Below are 18,628 nucleotides of genomic sequence, written 5' to 3' on the forward strand. Positions count from 1 at the left end.
TGGCCGGATGCGGCCATCCGTGCGCGGCGGCGTGTCCGATCTTTCCCACGGGCTGACCTGGTGACCGATTTGACGAGCGAGACGGGTCGTCTCCGGGGCTGTTCCATTGAACGTGGCGCGGGAACGCGGGAAGCTCTTTACCCTGTGCTGTGTAGGAAACCGACCGTAAGCAACCGAACCGGCCACCCCCAGGCGTTCCCCACATTCCCGCGACTCCCAGGGGTCTCTCGACGTGACGGACATGGCGAGCGGGTCCGCGATGGCGCGGCTCACACAGGCCGACCGCGTCTACGTGGGCTGGCGCTACGCGCAGGTGCACCCCGACCCGGGGCCGCCCCCCGACCGGCCTGAGGAGCCTGCGCGGCCGCCGCTGCCGCCGCCCGCGCGGCGGCCCGGCGAGGACATGGCAGGAAGGCCGCTGCGCATCGCCTTCGCCGGCACGCTGGTGTTCGTCGGGCTGTTCCTCCTGTGCGGCGCCGCCGGGGTGATCCCGTGGGCGTTCGCCGCGGTGGCATTGCTGGCGTGCGTTGTCGTCCTCGCCATCACCGGCGGCGCGCTGTGGCGGGACGAGCGGGGCGTCCGCGAGCGGATCGCCCACGAGCGGGACGCGGAGGCGCGCGAGCGGGCCGCACGCGAGCGGGCCCGCAGGAAGGCCGACGAGGCCTACGCCAGGGAGCGGGCGGAGTGGGAGCGCCGCCAGTCGGCGTACGAGAGCCAGCGCGAGTGGTACCCGGTGGCCGTCCCGCCCGGAGTCGACCGGATGGACGTCGTGGGCGGGACGCTCGCCGGGTGGTCCGCGGCCGTCACGACGATGGGCGCGGCCAGGCTGGCGGTGGGCGCGCGGCTGACGGTCATCGACCTGTCCGAAGGGGCGGTCGCGCACGACCTCCTCCGGCTAGCGGCGAACCGCGGCGACGACCCGCTCGTCTGGGTCCTGCCCGCCGACCTGCCGCGCCTGGACGCCACCCGCGGCCTGACCCCCGAGGCGCTCGCCGACGTGCTGTCCCTGGTCGTCAGCGCGGGCGAGGAGGAGGGCGGCACTCGCGACCTGTCCTTCGACAACTCGATCCTGGAACGCCTCATCGAGGTCCTCGGCCCGGACACCACGATCCCCAGGATCACCGCCGCCCTGCGCGTCCTCGCCCAGGTCGGCGACCCCCGCGACGACCTGCGCAAGGGCCTGCTCACCGACGAGCAGCACGAGCGCATCGCGACGCTCTTCGGCCGCGACGCCACCGACCGCATCGTCGTCCGCCGCGCGTGGGCGCTGGAGGCGCAGCTCCGCAAGCTGGAGAAGCTCGCCACCGAGCCCGTCCGGCTGCCGCCCTCGCGCCTCCACGTGGTGTCGATGGACCGGCGCGCCGGGGTCCTCACCAACCGCATCCTCGGCACCTACGTGACGACCGCCCTCACGCACCGGATCCGGGAGGCCCCGCCCGGCGGCCGCTGGGACCACACGCTCTTCCTGTGCGGGGCCGAGAAGCTGCGCGGGGACGTCCTGGACCGCCTCATCGACGCCTGCGAGGCCACCGGGACCGGCCTCGTCCTCATGTACCGGTCGATCCCCGGCCACGTCCGCGAGCGCCTCGGCCGCCGCGGCCACGCCGCCGTCGGGTTCATGCGCCTCGGCAACCCCGAGGACGCCCGCGTCGCCGCCGAGCACATCGGCGCCGGGCAGCCGCTGCTCGTCGCCGAGATCACCGACTCGGCGGCCGAGACGCTGTTCGACGTCGCCGGCGAGACCTACGCCAGCACGGTCGCCTACGCCCGCCCGCGCGGCGACGGCCTCACGGATCCGGTCTGGTCGCCGCTGCCCGCCCCCGCCGCCGACGACTCCGTTCTCGTGGAGGGCATCAGCTCCGCGACCGCCTGGGGCCGTACGGTCGCCCGGCTGCGCCCCGACAAGCAGCGCTTCCGCGAACTCCTCGTCGAGCCCCCGCAACTCCAGGAGCTCCCGCCGACCGCCATGGTCTTCACCCACTCGGGCGCGACGGGCCGCCGCACCCTCCTGGTGGACGCGAATCCGGGCATCATCACGCTGCCGACCGCCCACTCGATGGAGTTCGAGGAGTACCTCCGCGAACAGCAGCAGACTCCAGAACAGCCCGAGGCCGATCCACCCGAGCCCCCAAAGCCCCCCGAACCCCCTGCTGCAGCGCGCCTCCCCAAGGCCCGCCACGCCCTCCCCAGAGGCACCACCCCCCGCCAACCCCGCAAGGTCCCACCCCTGAAACCCAACGGCCGCCACAAAGCCAACCCCCCGCCCACCCCCTGACGGAAGTCGGGGTGGGTCAGCGGGTTGTGGGGGTGGAGTTCACTGCGGTGCGCAGGGCCGTGCGGGTCAGCAGGAGGACGGGACCGTCCGGGTCCTTGCTGTCCCGCACCGCCACCCCGTCGGCCGCGCCCGCCAGCTCGACGCAGTTGCCGCCGTTGGAAGCGCTGTAGCTGCTCTTGCGCCACTTGATGTCCGTCAGGTCCATTTTTCCTGAGCCACCTTCCTGATTAGCTCGCGGGACATGTCTTCGGTGAGCGTGCGCGAGCGAAGCGCGACAAGCGTTCGTGCTAGCGCGGAAAGGTCTGTGGGGTCGTCGGTGGTGATGGCACGTATGGCTGTCTCGACATACGCGACCTCGCTTCGATCGTCCATCGTCGCGACCACGAATGCGCCTGTGTTGCCATCATGCTCGCCGCTTGTCAACACTACTTGAATCGTGACGTTGGGCAACATGCTGATCTCTATGAGGTGCTCAAGCTGTTCTCGCATCGTCTCAGCCGTGCCGACCGGTCGATAGAGGGCTTGTTCATCGATTAGGAGTACAAGGGTGGGAGCGGGGGTCTCTCCCTCCCTGGTGATGATCGCCTGGCGGCTGATGCGGGCCTCGGCGGCGTCCTTGTTGTCGTGCAGTATCGCCAACGCGTAGGTCTGGGTCTGTGCCAAGCCCGGAATCAAGGAGTGCTCCCAGCAGACGAGCATGGCCGCTTCGGACTCGACTTCGGGCCAGTCGAACCAGATCGGTACGGGGTGGCCGTTTCTGTTGAGGTCCAGCCAGAGTTTGATCAGCGCGCCGTCAGCCTTGAGGAGACGATCAACTGCGTCAACGAAGTCCCGAGTGGCTCGCCTGGTGCCGTTCTCGATGCGGCTCACCTGCGCCTTGCTGATGTTCATGTGATCAGCAATGGACTGTTGCGTGATCTCCTTTGCCTCACGCATCCGGCGTAGCTGGCCACCGAACGCGATCAGCGCGGGGGACTCCTTGGGGCGTTGACGTCGTGGAGGCATGAGCCGAAGTTTCCTTTCCCTGGTACCTCACCAGGACGGCCTTCCCGTTTCCAGTCGTCACCAAGATGATTTGGCAACAACACCATACCGAGAAACCTTGCTAATTGTGTGGTGTTCGCCACACAGAGTGAGGAGAAGGTCATGAGCGAGGCGGCGCGGCACAAGAACGAGATTGTGGTGAAGAACGACCTCGCGGTCGTCGCCGAGGTGCGGCGGTTCGTTCGGCTGGTCACCGGTCAGTGGGAAATGGACGATTTTGTGCCGTGCCTGGTGGCGAGCGAACTGGTCACCAACGCTCTCCGCCACGCGTCCGCGTCCGACGACGACGTGACGTTCCGGATCGGACGCACCGACGACGGCGCGCTGTGGATGGAAATCCAGGACGCGACCTGCGATCTGCCGCGCATCCAGCGCGCGGACGCCACCAGCGAGACAGGCCGGGGACTGTTCATCGTCGACCAGTTCGCACGCTGCTGGGGCGTCCGCCCCCTGGCCGGCAACGCCGGCAAGGTCGTCTTCGCAGTCCTCAACACCTCATGAAGACCGGCGAAGGGGCGGCCTATCCCCGTCCGCCCCTTCGCTTGCCATCCGGGAAGTGGGGGCGGTCGGGGGCGGGAAGCCATTGGGTGTGGGGGCGGTAGCGGTGTTCTACGTGGGCGATGAAGTGGGGGAGGTGCGGGTGGCGGTTCGCGTCGTGCCACATGAGGGACCAGGGGTAGGCCGGGGTGGGGGCGGTCACGGCGATCTGGATGACGTCCGGGTGGCCGGGGAACTGGGTCTTGTTGCCGAAGGTGATGAGGTCGGGGGAGGCGCCGACCTTTTCCATGATGTGGTCGCGGCCGAAGACCGGGCCCGAGGTGTCGATCTGGATGCCGAACTCTGCGCTGAGGTGGCGGTAGTAGTCCGCCCACTCGCTTTCGGGCGTGTTGCCGGGCATCCAGGCCGTCAGGCCTGAGAGTTCGTTCATCGGCACGTTGCGGTGTCTCGCTAGGCGGTGCCGGTGGCCGACCAGGATGGGGATGGGTTCCAAAGCGGCTGGGACGCGTTTGATCCCTGGTGGGAGAGGGGTGGTGACCCGGCCGAAGGCGGCGTCGATCGAGCCGTCGGTGAGGGCCGTCCAGCGTGAGCCGGTGCCGCGCGAGACGACGATGTCGACCTCGGCGTCGCCCATCTCGTAGAAGGAGCGGACCAGGTCGATGGGGGCCGAGTTGTGGCCGAGCACGTCGATGCGCAGGGCGCGGCGGCGGGCGCGCAGCATCGCGGTGGCCTGGTCGGCGAGGCTGATCAACGCTCGGGCCTGCGGGAGGAAGGCCGCGCCGTCCTCGGTCGGCCTGGCGCCGGCGCGGGAGCGGTGCAGGAGCGGGACGCCGAGGGCCGCTTCGAGCTTGGCGATCCGCTTGGAGACCGCCTGCTGGGTCATGTCCAAGCGGTCGGCGGCCTCGGTGAAGCGCCCGTCGTCGACGACGGCGAGGAAGGCTCGGACGGCACCGAGGTCCAGCTCCATCAACAACTCCTGGTTGTCGTGCGTTCGCGTGTCGGTTGTTGGCCGTTGCGGGTCTGTTTCGGGTCTGATGACGGTACCGAGTGGCGATGCGACAACCAGGAGGAGTTTAGGTGGCCCCGTCCAGCGAACCGCGCCCGTTCCCCCACACCGGCCGTGTCGAAGAGGAGGAGATTCCGTTGAGCGGGGGGCGGATCACCGAGGGGGTCGTCCGGGTCGGTGAGACGGTGCGGCGGCCGGTGGGGGCGCACTCGCCGTTCGTGCATCGGCTGCTGCGGCATTTCGAGGCGGTGGGGTGCGACGCCGCGCCGAGACTGCTCGGGACCGATGGTCAGGGGCGGGAGGTCCTCAGCTTCCAGGAGGGTGAGACCCGGACGGAGTTCCGCGCTCGGGACTGGGCGCCTGCCCAGATCAGTGCCGCGGCGCGGCTGCTGCGCCGGTTGCACGACGCGAGTGCGGGCGCGGCGATCGCGGGCGGTCGGGAGACCGTGTGCCACAACGACTTCTCCCCGCTGAACGTCACCTTCGTCGATGGTCTGCCCGCCTCCGCCTTCGACTTCGACCAGGCCGCGCCCGGGCCCCGTACGCGTGACCTCGCCTACGCCGCCTGGTTGTGGTTGTTCGGCGCCGATGCCGCCGGGCCTTTCGAGCAGCAGGTGGTCCTTTTGCGTACCTTTCTCGACGTGTACGGGCTTGAGGACGAGCGTCGGCGGGGCTTTGGCGCGCTCATCGTCGCCCGGGTCGAGGACGAGCTCGGCATGCACCAGCGTGCCGGACGGATCACCGCCCCCGGCTCCTGGCTGCACCACGAGATCGCCTGGCTGAAGGGACACGCCGGTGCCATTGATCACGGCCTGCGAAGCAGCCGGTGACGTGAGGGGCGAAAAGGGGAGGGCGGGTTCTTCCTGGAGGGGCATTGGCGCGGGGGGCGGGGGCGGGAAAGGATGCGGGGATGACTACGCCCCCTGGTTCGTCTGGTGCTGGCAGGCCGCCCCTCGGGTGGGGAGCCGGTGGGCCGCCGGCCGCCGTGCAGGGGACGTCCTTCGTGCTGCCGGGGCCCTGGTACCGGATCCAGGCGATTCCGGTGCCGCAGCGGGAGTCGTCCGCTGAGTGGGACTTCGTGAGCGTGCTCCCCGCGGCGTTGTCGGCGGCGCGGCTGGGGAGGCCGTTCGTCGTCGGGTGGCTGTCGGCGGGCGGCGGGGCGCCGCTGGAGTTGATCACGAACGCGGGGCCGATCGGGACGCCCGAGAGCGGGGCGGAGACGCATGGCCTGCTGTTTCCCAGCGGTGCGCGGGGCGTGCCGATCGGGGACGGTTGGCAGCGGCAGGCCGAGCGGATGGCGTGGACGCGGTGTCCGGGACGGCTCGCGCCGCAGGGGTCCGGGGCCGTCGGCGGGCCCGGGCTGTTCGAGGCGACGCTCGTCACGTTGATGGAGCGGCCGTTCGGGTGGTTCGTGGTGGCCGATCCGTGCGACGAGCGGCTGATCGACGTCGAGATGCGCGAGCTGCACCACGAGTTGCGGATGTTGCGGCGGGGCGAGGACGAGCATGCGCGGCTCGCGGTCGCGCGGGCCGATCGGCGGCTCGCCGAGCTGGACGCGTTCCGCGAGGCCGGACTCTGGCAGGTCCGGGTGGTCGCCGGCGCCGCGTCGCAGGCGGAGCTGGGGCAGATCGCGCCCGTGCTGGTCGGGTCCATGGAGCTGGGCCACCATCCGTACCGGTTGAGGTCGGGGCAGGGGAGCGGGTCTTTCGCCGAGATGCTGGGCCCGGGGACGGCGCCCGCGCCGGCGCGGCCGATGGGCGAGGCGGAGCAGCGGTTCCCGTTCACGGCGACGGCCGGGGCGCTGGCGGCGCTGGCGGGGCTGCCGCGGCGGGAGGTCCCCGGGCTGCGGGTGCTGGACGCCGGGTACTTCGACGTGACGTCCGAGACCGCCCCGGCGAGCGGCGAGGCGCAGATCGAGCTGGGCGCCATCCTGGACGGCCAGGACCGCGAGGTCGGGCGGTTCACCGTGCCCCGCTCGACGATCAACCGGCACGTGTTCGTCACGGGCGCGACCGGGGCGGGGAAGTCGCAGACCGTCCGGCATCTGCTGGAGCAGCTCACCCGGGCGGGCGTGCCGTGGCTGGCGATCGAGCCGGCGAAGTCGGAGTACGCGGCGATGGCGGGCCGCATCCAGGACCTCGGCGGGCCGGTCACGGTCGTCAACCCCTCGGACCCGGACGCGGTGCCGCTGTCGGTGAACCCGCTCGCGCCGGAGCCGGGCTACCCCGTCCAGGCGCACATCGACATGGTGCGGGCGCTGTTCCAGGCCGCGTTCGACGCCGAGGAGCCGTTCCCGCAGATCATGGCGCAGGCGCTGCAGCGCGTCTACGAGAACAACGGGTGGGACGTGGTGACGGGCGGGGGCGTGCCCGGGTCGCTCATCGAGCCCGCGGTGCCGACGCTGGAGCAGTTGCAGAACGCGGCGCTCCAGGTCATCCAGGACGTGGGCTACGGGCGCGAGCTGATGGCCGACGTGCAGGGGTTCGTGGACGTGCGCCTGCGGTCCCTGCGCATCGGCTCGGCCGGACGGTTCTTCGAGGGCGGCCACCCGGCCGACATCGGCGGGATGCTCCGCGACAACATCGTGCTCGCCATCGAGGACGTCGCGAACGACGAGGACAAGGCGTTCCTCATGGGGACGCTCATCATCCGCATCGTCGAGCACCTGCGGATGCGGGAGCGCAGGCGCGACCGCGCCACGGGATCGGTGCTGCGGCACGTCATCGTGATCGAGGAGGCGCACCGGCTGCTGCGCAACCGCGGGCCGGAGCGCGGCAGCTCCCACGCCGTCGAGCTGTTCGCCGGGATGCTCGCCGAGATCCGCGCGTACGGCGAGGGCATCATCGTCGCCGAGCAGATCCCGACGAAGCTCGTCCCGGACGTCATCAAGAACACCGCGCTGAAGGTGGTGCACCGGCTGCCCGCGTTCGACGACCGGCACCAGGTCGGCGCGGCGATGAACTTGGACGTCGACCAGTCCCGCGAGGTGGTGTCGCTGCGTCCGGGCGTCGCCGCCGTGTTCGCGGACGGCATGGACCGTCCGCTGCGCGTGCGGGTGCCGCTGGGCGAGGGCCGCGAGGCGGAGCTGCCCGGCCCGCCCCCGCCCGTGGACGGACGGCGCTCGGCGGCGTGCGGATGCGAGTGCCGGTCGGGGCGCGCCTGCACCCTGTACGAGCTGCGCGAGGCGGACCTGATCGCCGGCCATGCCGACTGGGCGTGGCTGCGCCTGTGGGCCGACACGCTCGTCCTGGCGCATGTGGCGAACCGCCCGATCCCGTCGGTCCCGCCCGAACTCGGGCGTGCCTGGTCGCGGCTCGCGGCCCGGCTCCGCGAGTGCGCGCTGGCGACCGTCCTCGAACGGGCGGTGTCCCGGCGGTCGCGGGGGGTGCGCACCGCCTACCCGCCGGCCGACCTCACCGCCGCCGTCGCCGAGGTCGCGCAGCGGCTGCTCGGCGGCGGCCCGCCGGCGTCGTCCCCCGGGCCGCAGTGGGTGGTTCCCCAGGTCAGGTGGCTGCACGAGCTCGACAGGCTCTTTCCCTACGGCGGCGACGCGCCCGACAAGCACGCTCTCGCGCCGCCCCTGGACTACCCGTTGCCCGGCCTCAAGCAGCCGCCGGACGCGAAGCTCGGCCACCGGCTCCGCGCCCTGCGCCGCCACCCGCTGTCCATGGAGCTGGAACGCAACCGTCCCATCGCCGCGACCGCCCTCTACGGCGACGACGACCAGTCGGGCTTCTTCCGGGACCTGGCCGTCGTCGCGATCGGATTCGACGAGGACGACCAGATCGAGCACGTCGCCGGGACGATGCGCGTCACCGGATGGCTGGAGCCCGTCCTGAGCTGGTACGACCGCTTCGTCACGCCGTTCGAGGACCCGTCCAAGGGCCTCGCGTTCCTCAACCCGCAGGCCGAATGACTCAGATGTCGCTCTCGGTGCGGGAGGGGAGGCCCGCCTGCTGGGCGACGGGGTTCCAGTAGCCGATGAACTCGCTCTTGGCGGAGCTGGCGCGCTGGTTGACGTCGGCGACCTCGCCCTCGGACGGGCAGCCGGGCGCTCCGTCCAGGTAGCGCTGGTTCGATTCCGTCGACGCCTCCAGGGCGCGGACGAGCGCGGCCTTCATCTCCGAGCCGTTGTCGAGCGCGCTCACGTCCAGGCCCCGCGCCGTCTCCAACTGGCCGCGGCGCGCGTCGAGGACGCGCCGCACGCCGTCGACCGGGCAGCCCTGGGTGACGACGGTGCCGAGGTCGGAACGGGTCCCGCCCATCTCCTCCAGCAGATCGTTCACGGCTCCGGCCTGGGCGTCGAGGTCGCCGCCGGCGGCGGGGCTGTCGGACGCGGACGCGACGCTCGGGCTCTGCCCCGTGGACGGCCCGGAGGCCGCGGGCGGCGACGAGCCCGACCCGCTCGGCCAGAACACGATGCCCAGCGCCACCCCGATCAGGAGGACGACCCCGGCCGCGCCCAGGAAGTAGGGCAGCGTGCTGCGCTTCGGCGGCGCCGGAGGCTGCCAGATCGCGGGCTCGGACCACGGGTCGGCCGCCCACGGCTCGGGGGAGAGGTGCGTCGTGCGCTCCTCGGAGGGCGGCATGTTCAGCGTGTGGTCGGGCCGCGCCTCCCACTGGACGGGGCTCTGGTCGGCCCACGGCGGCGGCGCCGGTTCCCACGGCACCGGCACCCCGCCCGGCCCGCCGCTCCCACCTGGCGGCCCGCTCCCGTAAGGCGCACTCCCGTACGGCGCGCGGTACGTGTCGCTCTGAATGGTCGGATCATCCGTGTCAGGCGAGCCTCCGCCCGGGGGGTCGCTGTAAAGGTCGCGGTAGGGGTCGTCCTGGGTGGCCGCGTCACCGGTGTCGGACGGATTTCCGCCTCGTGGCGTGCTGCCCATCGGTGTGCCGCCGTAGGGGTCGCGAGTCGTTTCGTCGTGGGTGGTCGCGTCGCCTGCCCTGGCCGTGTCGTCCAGGGCGGTCGCGTCGTCCGCGCTCGGCGGAGCGAGGAGCGCGTCGCAGCGCGCGCACCTGGGAGACGAAGAAGCGGAGTCGGTTCCGCAGTTCGGACACCGCATGACGGCCCCCTGCCCGGTGAGTTCGAACGGTCAGAGAATACTGCGTGACCGACCGTTACACCCGTTTCCAGCTTCGCTGCGGCTGATCGGTCTTCTTCGCGACCGGGTTCCACAGGACGACGAACTGCTTCTTCGCCGCCGTCGCGCGGCGTTCGGCGTCGGCGCGTCCGGGGACCTGCGCGGCGCTCGGCCGCGGCTTGCCCTTGCACTTGCGCTGGTTGGCCTGAGCCCATCGCAGCAGTACCTGGTCGACCTGAAGCGACGCCCCCAGCGCCTGGTTCAGCGAGCCGCGCAGCCGCTCCCCGTTCGCCAGCTTGTCGACCTTGAGGCCCTGCGTGCGGCGCATCTGGTTCGTGCGGCGCTGCGCGACCGTCTGGAACCCCTGGATCGCCTGCGGCAGCGTCTTGCACTTGCCGGCCCGGCCGAGCGCCCCGGCGAGGACCCGGCGGGTGTCGACGCTGTCGTTCAGGATCCCGTTCAGGGTCGCGGCCTGCTGCTTCGTCTCGGGCGGGATCGCGTTCTTCTGCGCGACCTGCTTCTGGGACGCCGCCGGGGAGGGGTCGCCGCCCGTCGGCGCGTCGTCCCCGGAGGGCCACACGACGAACGCGACGGCGCCGACCGCGACCGTGACGAGCGCGGCGACGCCGGCGATCAGCGGCTTGCTCGTCCCGCCCTTGTGCTGACCCGGCTGACCCGGAAGGCCCGGTCCGCCCGGCGGGAACTGGCCCGGCGGGTAGCCGCCGTACGCGGGATCGCCCGGCCCCATCGCGCCCATGGGCTGCATCCCGGGGCCCATCGGGCCCTGGTGCATGGGGCCTTGCTGCATGGGGCCTTGCTGCATGGGGCCTTGCTGCATGGGGCCTTGCTGCATGGGGCCTTGCTGCATGGGGCCTTGCTGCATCGTCTGCATCGGGCCGGGGCCCATGTTCCCCATACCGCCGCCCATGGGCCCCATACCGCCCATCGGGGCGGGAGCGCCCATGGGAGGGCCGGGGTCCATCCGCGTCTGGTCGAGGTCGTCGCCGAAGCCCTGGGCGCCGGGCATGGCCAGGCCCGTCCCCGCGCCGGGGGCGATCTGCGTCGCCTCCGCGTCCGGGAGGGCGGGGAACTGCGGGCCGCCGGGCGGCTGCTGCCCCCACGCCTGCGTGGCGTCGGTCTCCGGGGCCTCGGGCTTGCGCGGCTGCGCGAACCACGAGTCCGGGACGATCGACTCCGTCCGGGGGGCCTGGTCCTGGAGCCCGAACGAGTTCGACGGCGAGGGCGGGGCGGGCCTCTCCACGGCCTGCGTCACCTGCTGCCCGCTCGTCCACGAGGACGGTGCGGGCGGGGTGGTGAAGGCGCCGGAGTCGTCGTCGGCGTCGGGGTCGAACGCCCAGGCCGCGGTGTCGTCGGGGTCGTGGGACGGCAGCGGGGACGCGACGGCGGGCGTCGGCGCGGAGGCGGTCGCGGGCGGCTCCGCGGGCAGCCGGATCGGCGGCTCGGCCGACAGCCGGATCGGCGGCTGCGCCGGAGGCTCGGGCGTGCCCTGCGGGCCCGAGGCCCAGGACGGCGGCGCTGTCATCGTCCGGTCGCCGAACGTGTCGGCGCCGCCCGGCATGCCCGCCGGGGAGGCCTCCGCGACCGGCGACGCCAGCGGTACGGCGGGCCCGACCGAGTACACGTCGATCGGCGCCTCGCAGTGCGAACACTTGCCGAGCGTCCCAGGCGTGTCATTCCCGCACGTCGGACACTGCATCGCTCAGACCTCGCCTTATAGCCGCTTGCCCACGCTTGCGATCCAGGCCCGCCGTCCGGGGCGGGCACCGCTCCCCGCGATCATCAGCGGGGCTCCCGACAAAAGTAGTGGGTGACGCCGTTCTTGGACGCGTGGTTGGTAATCCGGCGCACCGCAGTCGGAGGTCGCACGCAATCACGACATGTCGGTACTGGTCAAGATTGGCGCCGGTGGTTTACCGGGATCGTTGTGATGCTGCTCACATTGTGCACCCGTGGTGTGACGGACGTCCCCCGAACCGCCCGGCACGCCGCGAGCGTCGCACGCAGCGGCTAGGCTCGGAGCGGTTTCCCGGCGCATCCAGAGAAGACGGAGTCCATGAGCGATCTTCCGCTGCGTTCGCAGCTGGCCGTCGCGCTCGGTCGTACGGCCGCCAAGATGTCCCGAATGGCGGGCCGCGGGGACGGTTCGGTGATCGGCGGCCGCGTCGGCCTCCGGCTCGACCCGGAGCTGCTGACCAAGCTCGCCAAGGACCGCAAGCTCGTCCTCGTCAGCGCCACCAACGGCAAGACGACGACGACCCGGCTGATCACCTCGGCCATGACCCCCCTCGGCGAGGTCGCCACCAACGCGTTCGGCGCGAACATGCCGACCGGGCACGTGTCCGCGCTGGCCTCCGCCCCGTCCGCCCGCTACGGCGTGCTGGAGTGCGACGAGAAGTACGTCCCGATGGTCCTGAAGGAGACCGGGGCGAACATCGTCGCGCTGATGAACCTCAGCCGCGACCAGATGGACCGCGCCGCCGAGATCTGGCTGCTGGCCGGCAAGTGGCGGCGCGCGCTGGAGGGGTCCCCGACCAGCCACGTCATCGCCAACTGCGACGACCCGCTGGTCACCTGGGGCGCGTCCACCGCCAAGAGCGTCACGTGGGTCGCCGCGGGCCAGCACTGGCGCGAGGACTCCTGGTGCTGCCCCGAGTGCGGCGGTCCCCTCGACCGGCAGGACACCGACGAGGACAGCGACTGGCGCTGCCGGCAGTGCCACTTCGCCCGCCCCCGTCCCGACTGGGCGCTGAGGGGCGACACGATCACCGCGCCGGACGGCCGTGCGTACTCGCTCACGGGCCTGTCCCTGCCCGGCCGCGCGAACCGCTCGAACGCCCTGATCGCCCTCGCGGTCGTCGCGCAGTTCGGAGTGCCGCCCGAGCAGGCCCTCCCGCTGCTGTCGCAGGTCACCTCGGTCGCCGGCCGGTACACGACGGTCGAGCACCAGGGCCGCTCGATCCGGCTGCTGCTGTCGAAGAACCCCGCCGGATGGCTGGAGGCGTTCGACGTCCTGCAGCCCGCGCCCGGCCCCGTCGCCCTGTCGGTCAACGCGCAGGGCCCCGACGGCCGCGACACGTCCTGGCTGTGGGACGTCGACTACCGCATCCTGCGGGGCCGTCCCGTGTGGGTGACCGGCGAGCGGCGCATCGACCTCGCCGCCCGGCTGGAGGCCGCCGAGGTGTCCTTCACGATGGTGGACGACATCGACCAGGCGGTCATGGCCGTCCCGCCCGGCCACCTGGACGTGATCGCCAACTACACCGCCTTCCAGACCATCCGAACGAGGTATGGCCGTGTCGTCTGACCGCATCAAAATCGTCTGGATCTACCCGGACCTGCTCAGCACCTACGGCGACCAGGGCAACACGATCGTCCTGGAGCGGCGCGCGGCGCTGCGCGGCATCCCCACCGAGACCGTCAGCCTCCGGTCGGACGAGCACGTCCCCGCCGACGGCGACATCTACCTGCTCGGCGGCGGCGAGGACCGGCCGCAGATCCTCGCGGCGCAGCGGCTGCGGGGCGACGGCGGCCTCGCGCGGGCCGTCCAGTCCGGCGCGGTCGTGTTCGCGGTCTGCGCCGGCTACCAGCTGCTGGGGCACGAGTTCGGCGGCGAGGAGGGCCAGCCCGTGCCGGGCCTCGGCCTGCTCGACATCCGCTCCGGCCGTGGCGAGCAGCGCGCCGTCGGCGAGATCGTCGGGGACGTCGCGGGGGAGCTGAACGTCCCGCGCATCACCGGCTTCGAGAACCACCAGGGCGTCACGCAGATCGGCCCGAACGCGCGCCCGTTCGCGAAGGTGCTGCACGGCGTCGGCAACGGCGACGGGAACGGCTTCGAGGGCGCCTACAGCGGCCGCGTCCTCGGCACCTACATGCACGGTCCGGCGCTCGTCCGCAACCCCGGCCTGGCCGACCTGCTGCTCCGCTGGGCCGTCGGCAGGGACATCCCCCCGCTGGACGACTCCTGGGCCGGCCGCCTCCGCGAGGAGCGCCTGCAAGCCGTGATGACCTGACCTGCCCCTGATGAGCTGACTCCGTCGTGAGCTGACGGAACCCGGCCGTTTCGGATGTCTCGCCGCCCGGCGGCCGGGTTCATCGGCCGTTGCCCGTTTGGGCCTGGTGCGGTGGGCTTCCTGCTGCCACCGTAGCGATCGTGATCTGCTGCCGGCCCTCCCGCCGGGCGCTCCTGCGCTGGAGTGCCGTCGTCGCGGGCGCCTCGCTCCTGCCCGCCGTCGAGTCCTCGTCCGCGCGCGCTTCGGACGACGTCCTGCCGGTGAACCTCGAACTGGTCACCGTCACCGAGGCCACGGCCGTCCTCACCTGGTACACGGGCGTCCCCGGGACGGACGACGGCCTGGGGCGGATGCGGCCCGCGCCGTCCGACGCCGAGGTCCTCTACGGGACGCACCCGTCCCGCCTCACCAGCGTCGCCCATGGCGCGTCCGGTACCCCGTACCACTACGTGGAACTGACCGGCCTGGAGCCTGGGCGCACCTACTACTACAGGGCCCGCTCAAGAGGACGGGACGCCGCGCCCACATGGCTGGCCGCAGGCCAAGCGGCAGGCACTCCCTATGGGGACGTCTTCGCCTTCACGACCCCGCAGCCCCCTCCGGGTCGCCACCTTTTCTCCGTCGCCCTTTGCAACGACCTCCACCTGGGCGAGACCGTGGCCGGGCTGGTCGGTCAGCTTCCCTGGATCAAAGGCATCGAGCAGGCGCCCGGCCACCCGCCCTATCCCGAGGTGATGGCGAAGGCTCTGATCGCCGACGCGCGGGCCAGAGGCGCGCACCACCTCCTCGCCGCCGGAGACGTGTCGAGTGAGGCGGCCCCCGCCGATCTCGCGAGCGCCAAGAGCATCCTCGACACCTTCGGGACCCTGGGGGACGACTACCTGATAGCCCGCGGCAACCACGACCGGGCGCACTCCGGGGCGCCGTACGGCGGGTGCGGTCCGGGGGAGCACCAGGGGAACGACTGCTTCAAGGACGCCTTCTCAACGTCCGGCCAGACGTACTTCTCCCACGACCTGCGCGGCCTGCGCGTCATCGGGCTCGACACCTACGACAAGCCCGGTGACGGCGGAGACTCCGGCGGGCTCTCGGCGGAGCAGCATGCCTGGTTCGAAGCGGAGTTGAACAAGGACCCGGAGCGTCCCACCCTCGTCTTCGGCCACCACCCGCTCTTCACCGAGAACGACCCGCTCGCCATTACCGGGGCCCATTCCCTCGACGCGGGCCAGTCCCTGCGAATCCTCACGGCCTATCACCGGACGCCCGGCGTGTTCCTCCACCACGCGGGCCACACGCACCGCAACCAGCGCTCCGTTTTCCCGCTCGCGCCCCGGGTCGTCCAGCAGGAGGTCGGGGCGGTCAAGGAGTACCCGGGCGGGTTCACCCTCCTGCGCGTCCACACCGGCGGGTACGCGCTCAACTTCTACAAGACCCGAAGTGACGAAGCCCGCGCCTGGAGCGAGCGGAGCCGCCAGGAACTCTCCGGGCAGTGGCCCCAGCTCTCCCTCGGCAACCGCCCCACCGACCGCAACACGGTCGTGAGCCGCGACCTTTCGGGCCTCAGCTGACCGTTCTGGCGCCCCGGCGGAACGCTTCGGCGAAGGCCCGCCCGCCCAGGACGGCGCCGGCGGCGGACGTGACGCGGTCGACGTCGCCGCGTTCGGCGGGCGGGAGCGGGGCGTCCACGCTCCGGCGGGCCGCGTCCGCCGCGCCGAGCAGTTCGGCGGCGCGCACGGCGTCCCCGGCGAGCGCCGCCGCGCCCGCAAGCCCCTCCAGGGACAGGGCCAGCGCGCGCGGCTCGCCGATCGACCGGGCGATCTCCAGGCCGCGGGTGTGGTGCGCGAGGGACTCCGCGGCGTCCCCGCGCAGTTCGGCGGTGAAGCCGAGCTCCGCGTGCAGCAGATGCTCCCCGATCTCGGAGGAGTCGTACTCGTCCCGGATGCGGTGCAGGATCTCCCGCGCCGCGCCGAGATCGCCCGAGCGGCGCGCCCCGAGCGCGAGGCCCATCAGCGCGTGCGTCTCGCTGAACCGGTAGCCCTGCTCGACGGCCATCACCCGCGCCCGTTCGTGCAGGTCGCGGCCCCGGTCCCAGTCGCGCGCGAGCAGCGCCAGGCGGCCGAGGCCCGACAGCCGCGCGGACACCTCCGCGCGCAGATCCAGCTCCTCGGCGATCCGCAGCCCCTCGCGCTGGAGCCGCTCCGCCGCCGCGTAGTCGCCGTTGATCTCGGCGAGCATCGCGAGCGGCGACACGGTCTGCAGGCGTCCCCAGCGGTCGCCCAGCCCGGTGAACAGGGCGGCGGCGCGCTCTCCCGCGTCCGCGATCACGTCGAGGCGGCCCCGGACGAGCGCCAGCGTCGCGCGCAGGCCGAGGGCGGCGGCGGTGCCCCAGCGGTCCCCGGACTCCTGGAACAGGCGTAGCGCCTGCTCGTTGGCCCGCTCGCTCGCGTCCGGATCCCCGGCGTGGTACAGCCCGTGCGCGTAGAGCCAGCGGGCGCGGCCGCGACGCACGGGGTCCGGAATGTCGTCCTCGCCCTCGGCGCCCAGGGCCGTCCGATCCCCGGTCAGCAGCGCGAACGCGGCCCGCAACAGGCGCAACTCGGCCGCCTCCGGCGCCGAGTCCAGAACCGCCGACAGCGTGCGGTGGGCCTCGTGCAGGCGGCCCCGCAGCAGCCACCACCAGCACAGCACCGTGCCGAGACGAACCGCCTCCACCGCACCGGGACGACGCAGCGCCTCCTCCAGCGCGGCGCGCAGGTTCGCCGAGTCGGCGTCGAGGCGGTCGAGCCAGACCTGCTGCTCCGATCCGCGCAGGTGCGGTTCGGCGCGTTCGGACAGGTCGAGGTAGTGGCGCAGATGGCGGTCGCGGGCGGCGTCGAGGTCGCCCGCCTCGCGCAGGCGCTCCGTCGCGTACGCGGCCACGGACTCCAGGAGGCGGTAGCGGGGACCGCGCGGCCCGTCCACCACCACGACCAGGGACCGGTCGACCAGCCGGGTGAGCAGGTCGAGGACGTCCCCGCCGCGGACGTCGCCGCCCGCGCAGACGGCCTCCGCCGCGTCCAGGGCGCAGCCGTCCACGTGCACGGCGAGCCGGCGCAGCACGGCGCGCTCGGACGGCCCGAGCGGCTCCCAGCTCCAGTCGATCATCGCCCGCAGCGTCCGCTGCCGCGCCGGCGCGCCGCGCGGCCCGGTGGTGAGGACGCCGAACCGGTCGGTGAGGCGTTGCGCCAGTTCCCGCACGCCGAGGGCCCGGACCCGGGTCGCCGCCAGTTCCAGGGCGAGCGGGATGCCGTCGAGGCGCCGGCAGATCTCCGCGACCGCCGCCCGGTCGGCGTCCAGGGAGAAGCCGGGGGCCGACGCGGCGGCGCGGTCGGCGAACAGCCGGACGGCGTCGTCCTCCTGGAGCGGCTCGACCAGGTACACCGTCTCGCCCGTCAGCCCGAGCGGCTCGCGGCCGGTGGCGAGGATCCGCAGGCCCGCCGCGCCGCGCAGCAGCAGTTCCGCCAGTTCGGCGGCCGGGTCGACCACCTGCTCGCAGTTGTCCAGGACGAGCAGCAGCCGCCTGCCGCGCAGCGCCGCCGCCAGCCGTTCCGCGCTCCCGCCGCCGCGGCCGGACGTCCCGGCCGCGGGGACGCCGGGCGGGACGTCGTCGCGGAGCCCGAGCACGGCCGAGATCTCCTGCGCCAGTCCGGCGGCGTCCCCGCGCTGGCCCGCCAGCTCGACGAGCCAGACGCCGTCCGGGAAGGCGTCCCCGGCGAGCCGCGCGGCCGCCTCGAGCGCGAGCCGCGTCTTGCCGACGCCGCCCGGGCCGGTCAGCGTCACCAGGCGCGCCGCGCCGACGAGCCGCCCGACGTCGTCCAGGCAGCGGTCCCGGCCGATCAGTTCGGTGAGGGGGACGGGCAGGTGGGGACGCGACTCCGGTTCCGGCGGGGCGGCGAGCGACGCGTCCTGCCGCAGGATCGCCTCGTGCAGCGCGGCCAGTTCGGGGCTCGGGTCGAGGCCGAGCTCGTCCGCGAGCAACTTCCGCACCTCGGTGTAGACGGCGAGCGCCTCGCCCTGCCGCCCCGCCCGGTACAGCGCACGCATCTGCACGGCCCGCAACCGCTCCCGCAGCGGGTGGCGGGCCACCAGACCGGCGAGCTCCCCGGCGAGCAGGAGGTGCCCGCCCGCGTCGAGCCGGGCCTCGGCCTGCTCCTCCAGCACGGCCAGGCGCTCGTCGGCCAAGCGGGCCGCCGCCGCGCGCGCGAAGTCCTCGTCGGTGAAGTCGGCGAACGCCGCGCCGCGCCACAAGTCCAGCGCCTCGGTCAGCAGTTCGGCGCGCTCCTGCGGATCGTCCAGCGTGCGGGCCCGTGCCGCCAGCGTGCGGAACCGGTCGGCATCCACCTCGTCGCCGGGCCCGTCGAGGCGGAGCCGGTACCCGTTCGCCTCGCGGACCACGCGGTCGCGGCCGAGCGCGCGGCGCAGCTGGGAGACCTTGGCCTGGAGCGCGTTCGCCGGGTTGCCGGGCAGGTCGTCGCCCCACAGGTCGTGGACGAGACGGTCGGCCGAGACGGGCCGGCCCTCGTGGACCAGCAGATCGGCGAGCAGCGCCCGGACCTTCGCCTCCGGAATCCGGACGGGCGCCCCCTCGCCATCCCGCACCATGAGCGGACCGAGCACGCCAAACCGCATGCCAGCACGGTACTCGGCGGCGGCC

General features: G+C 72.9%; 13 protein-coding genes. 7 read left to right on the plus strand and 6 right to left on the minus strand.

Going from position 1 to position 18,628, the window contains the following annotated elements; all coding sequences use genetic code 11:
• Positions 1–241: 241 nt before the first annotated feature.
• Positions 242–2,275: a hypothetical protein gene (locus AB0H37_RS01010; RefSeq protein WP_360610443.1), complete on the plus strand. Its 2,034-nt coding sequence runs from the start codon at positions 242–244 to the stop codon at positions 2,273–2,275.
• Between the two features lie 16 nt (positions 2,276–2,291).
• Here AB0H37_RS01010 and AB0H37_RS01015 read toward each other — a convergent pair whose 3' ends face one another.
• Positions 2,292–2,480 (minus strand): DUF397 domain-containing protein, encoded by a 189-nt coding sequence (locus tag AB0H37_RS01015; RefSeq protein WP_329095726.1) that lies wholly within the window; start codon positions 2,478–2,480, stop codon positions 2,292–2,294.
• Positions 2,471–3,280 (minus strand): helix-turn-helix transcriptional regulator, encoded by an 810-nt coding sequence (locus AB0H37_RS01020; protein ID WP_329095724.1) that lies wholly within the window; start codon positions 3,278–3,280, stop codon positions 2,471–2,473. Before AB0H37_RS01020 ends, AB0H37_RS01015 begins: the two co-directional genes overlap by 10 nt.
• A gap of 141 nt (positions 3,281–3,421) precedes the next feature.
• On the opposite strand from AB0H37_RS01020, the gene AB0H37_RS01025 reads away from it, so the two are divergent.
• The gene (locus tag AB0H37_RS01025) at positions 3,422–3,820 is read left to right on the plus strand and encodes an ATP-binding protein (RefSeq protein WP_360610446.1); all 399 of its coding nucleotides are present in this window, start codon (positions 3,422–3,424) and stop codon (positions 3,818–3,820) included.
• Positions 3,821–3,839: 19 nt separating this feature from the next.
• Here AB0H37_RS01025 and AB0H37_RS01030 read toward each other — a convergent pair whose 3' ends face one another.
• Complete coding sequence (locus AB0H37_RS01030) at positions 3,840–4,784, minus strand: LysR family transcriptional regulator (RefSeq protein WP_360610448.1); 945 nt, start codon at positions 4,782–4,784, stop codon at positions 3,840–3,842.
• A 176-nt stretch (positions 4,785–4,960) separates the two neighbouring features.
• On the opposite strand from AB0H37_RS01030, the gene AB0H37_RS01035 reads away from it, so the two are divergent.
• Positions 4,961–5,653 (plus strand): phosphotransferase, encoded by a 693-nt coding sequence (locus AB0H37_RS01035; protein ID WP_360610450.1) that lies wholly within the window; start codon positions 4,961–4,963, stop codon positions 5,651–5,653.
• An 80-nt stretch (positions 5,654–5,733) separates the two neighbouring features.
• Complete coding sequence (locus AB0H37_RS01040) at positions 5,734–8,739, plus strand: ATP-binding protein (protein WP_360610452.1); 3,006 nt, start codon at positions 5,734–5,736, stop codon at positions 8,737–8,739.
• A 1-nt stretch (position 8,740) separates the two neighbouring features.
• On the opposite strand, the gene AB0H37_RS01045 is transcribed toward AB0H37_RS01040, so the two are convergent.
• Positions 8,741–9,493, minus strand: coding sequence for a hypothetical protein (locus AB0H37_RS01045; RefSeq protein ID WP_360610455.1), 753 nt, complete (start codon positions 9,491–9,493; stop codon positions 8,741–8,743).
• A gap of 448 nt (positions 9,494–9,941) precedes the next feature.
• Positions 9,942–11,621, minus strand: coding sequence for a hypothetical protein (locus AB0H37_RS01050; RefSeq protein ID WP_360610457.1), 1,680 nt, complete (start codon positions 11,619–11,621; stop codon positions 9,942–9,944).
• Between the two features lie 357 nt (positions 11,622–11,978).
• Here AB0H37_RS01050 and AB0H37_RS01055 point away from each other — a divergent pair, with 357 nt between their 5' ends.
• The 3 genes from AB0H37_RS01055 (at position 11,979) to AB0H37_RS01065 (ending at position 15,503) form a co-directional block, all read left to right on the plus strand.
• A complete protein-coding gene (locus tag AB0H37_RS01055; protein ID WP_329095712.1) occupies positions 11,979–13,229 on the plus strand; it encodes a MurT ligase domain-containing protein in 1,251 nt (416 codons plus the stop codon).
• Positions 13,213–13,935 (plus strand): glutamine amidotransferase, encoded by a 723-nt coding sequence (locus AB0H37_RS01060; RefSeq protein WP_360610459.1) that lies wholly within the window; start codon positions 13,213–13,215, stop codon positions 13,933–13,935. The genes AB0H37_RS01055 and AB0H37_RS01060 overlap by 17 nt, the downstream gene beginning before the upstream one ends.
• Before the next feature lie 140 nt (positions 13,936–14,075).
• Entirely contained in the window at positions 14,076–15,503 is a 1,428-nt protein-coding gene (locus tag AB0H37_RS01065; protein ID WP_360610461.1) for a metallophosphoesterase family protein, read from the plus strand.
• Here AB0H37_RS01065 and AB0H37_RS01070 read toward each other — a convergent pair.
• A complete protein-coding gene (locus tag AB0H37_RS01070) occupies positions 15,496–18,603 on the minus strand; it encodes a BTAD domain-containing putative transcriptional regulator (protein ID WP_360610463.1) in 3,108 nt (1,035 codons plus the stop codon). The two genes, AB0H37_RS01065 and AB0H37_RS01070, sit on opposite strands and share 8 nt — an antisense overlap.
• Between the last annotated feature and the right edge of the window lie 25 nt (positions 18,604–18,628).

The sequence above is a fragment of the Actinomadura sp. NPDC023710 genome, assembly GCF_040639875.1.
Classification (GTDB): domain Bacteria; phylum Actinomycetota; class Actinomycetes; order Streptosporangiales; family Streptosporangiaceae; genus Spirillospora; species Spirillospora citrea.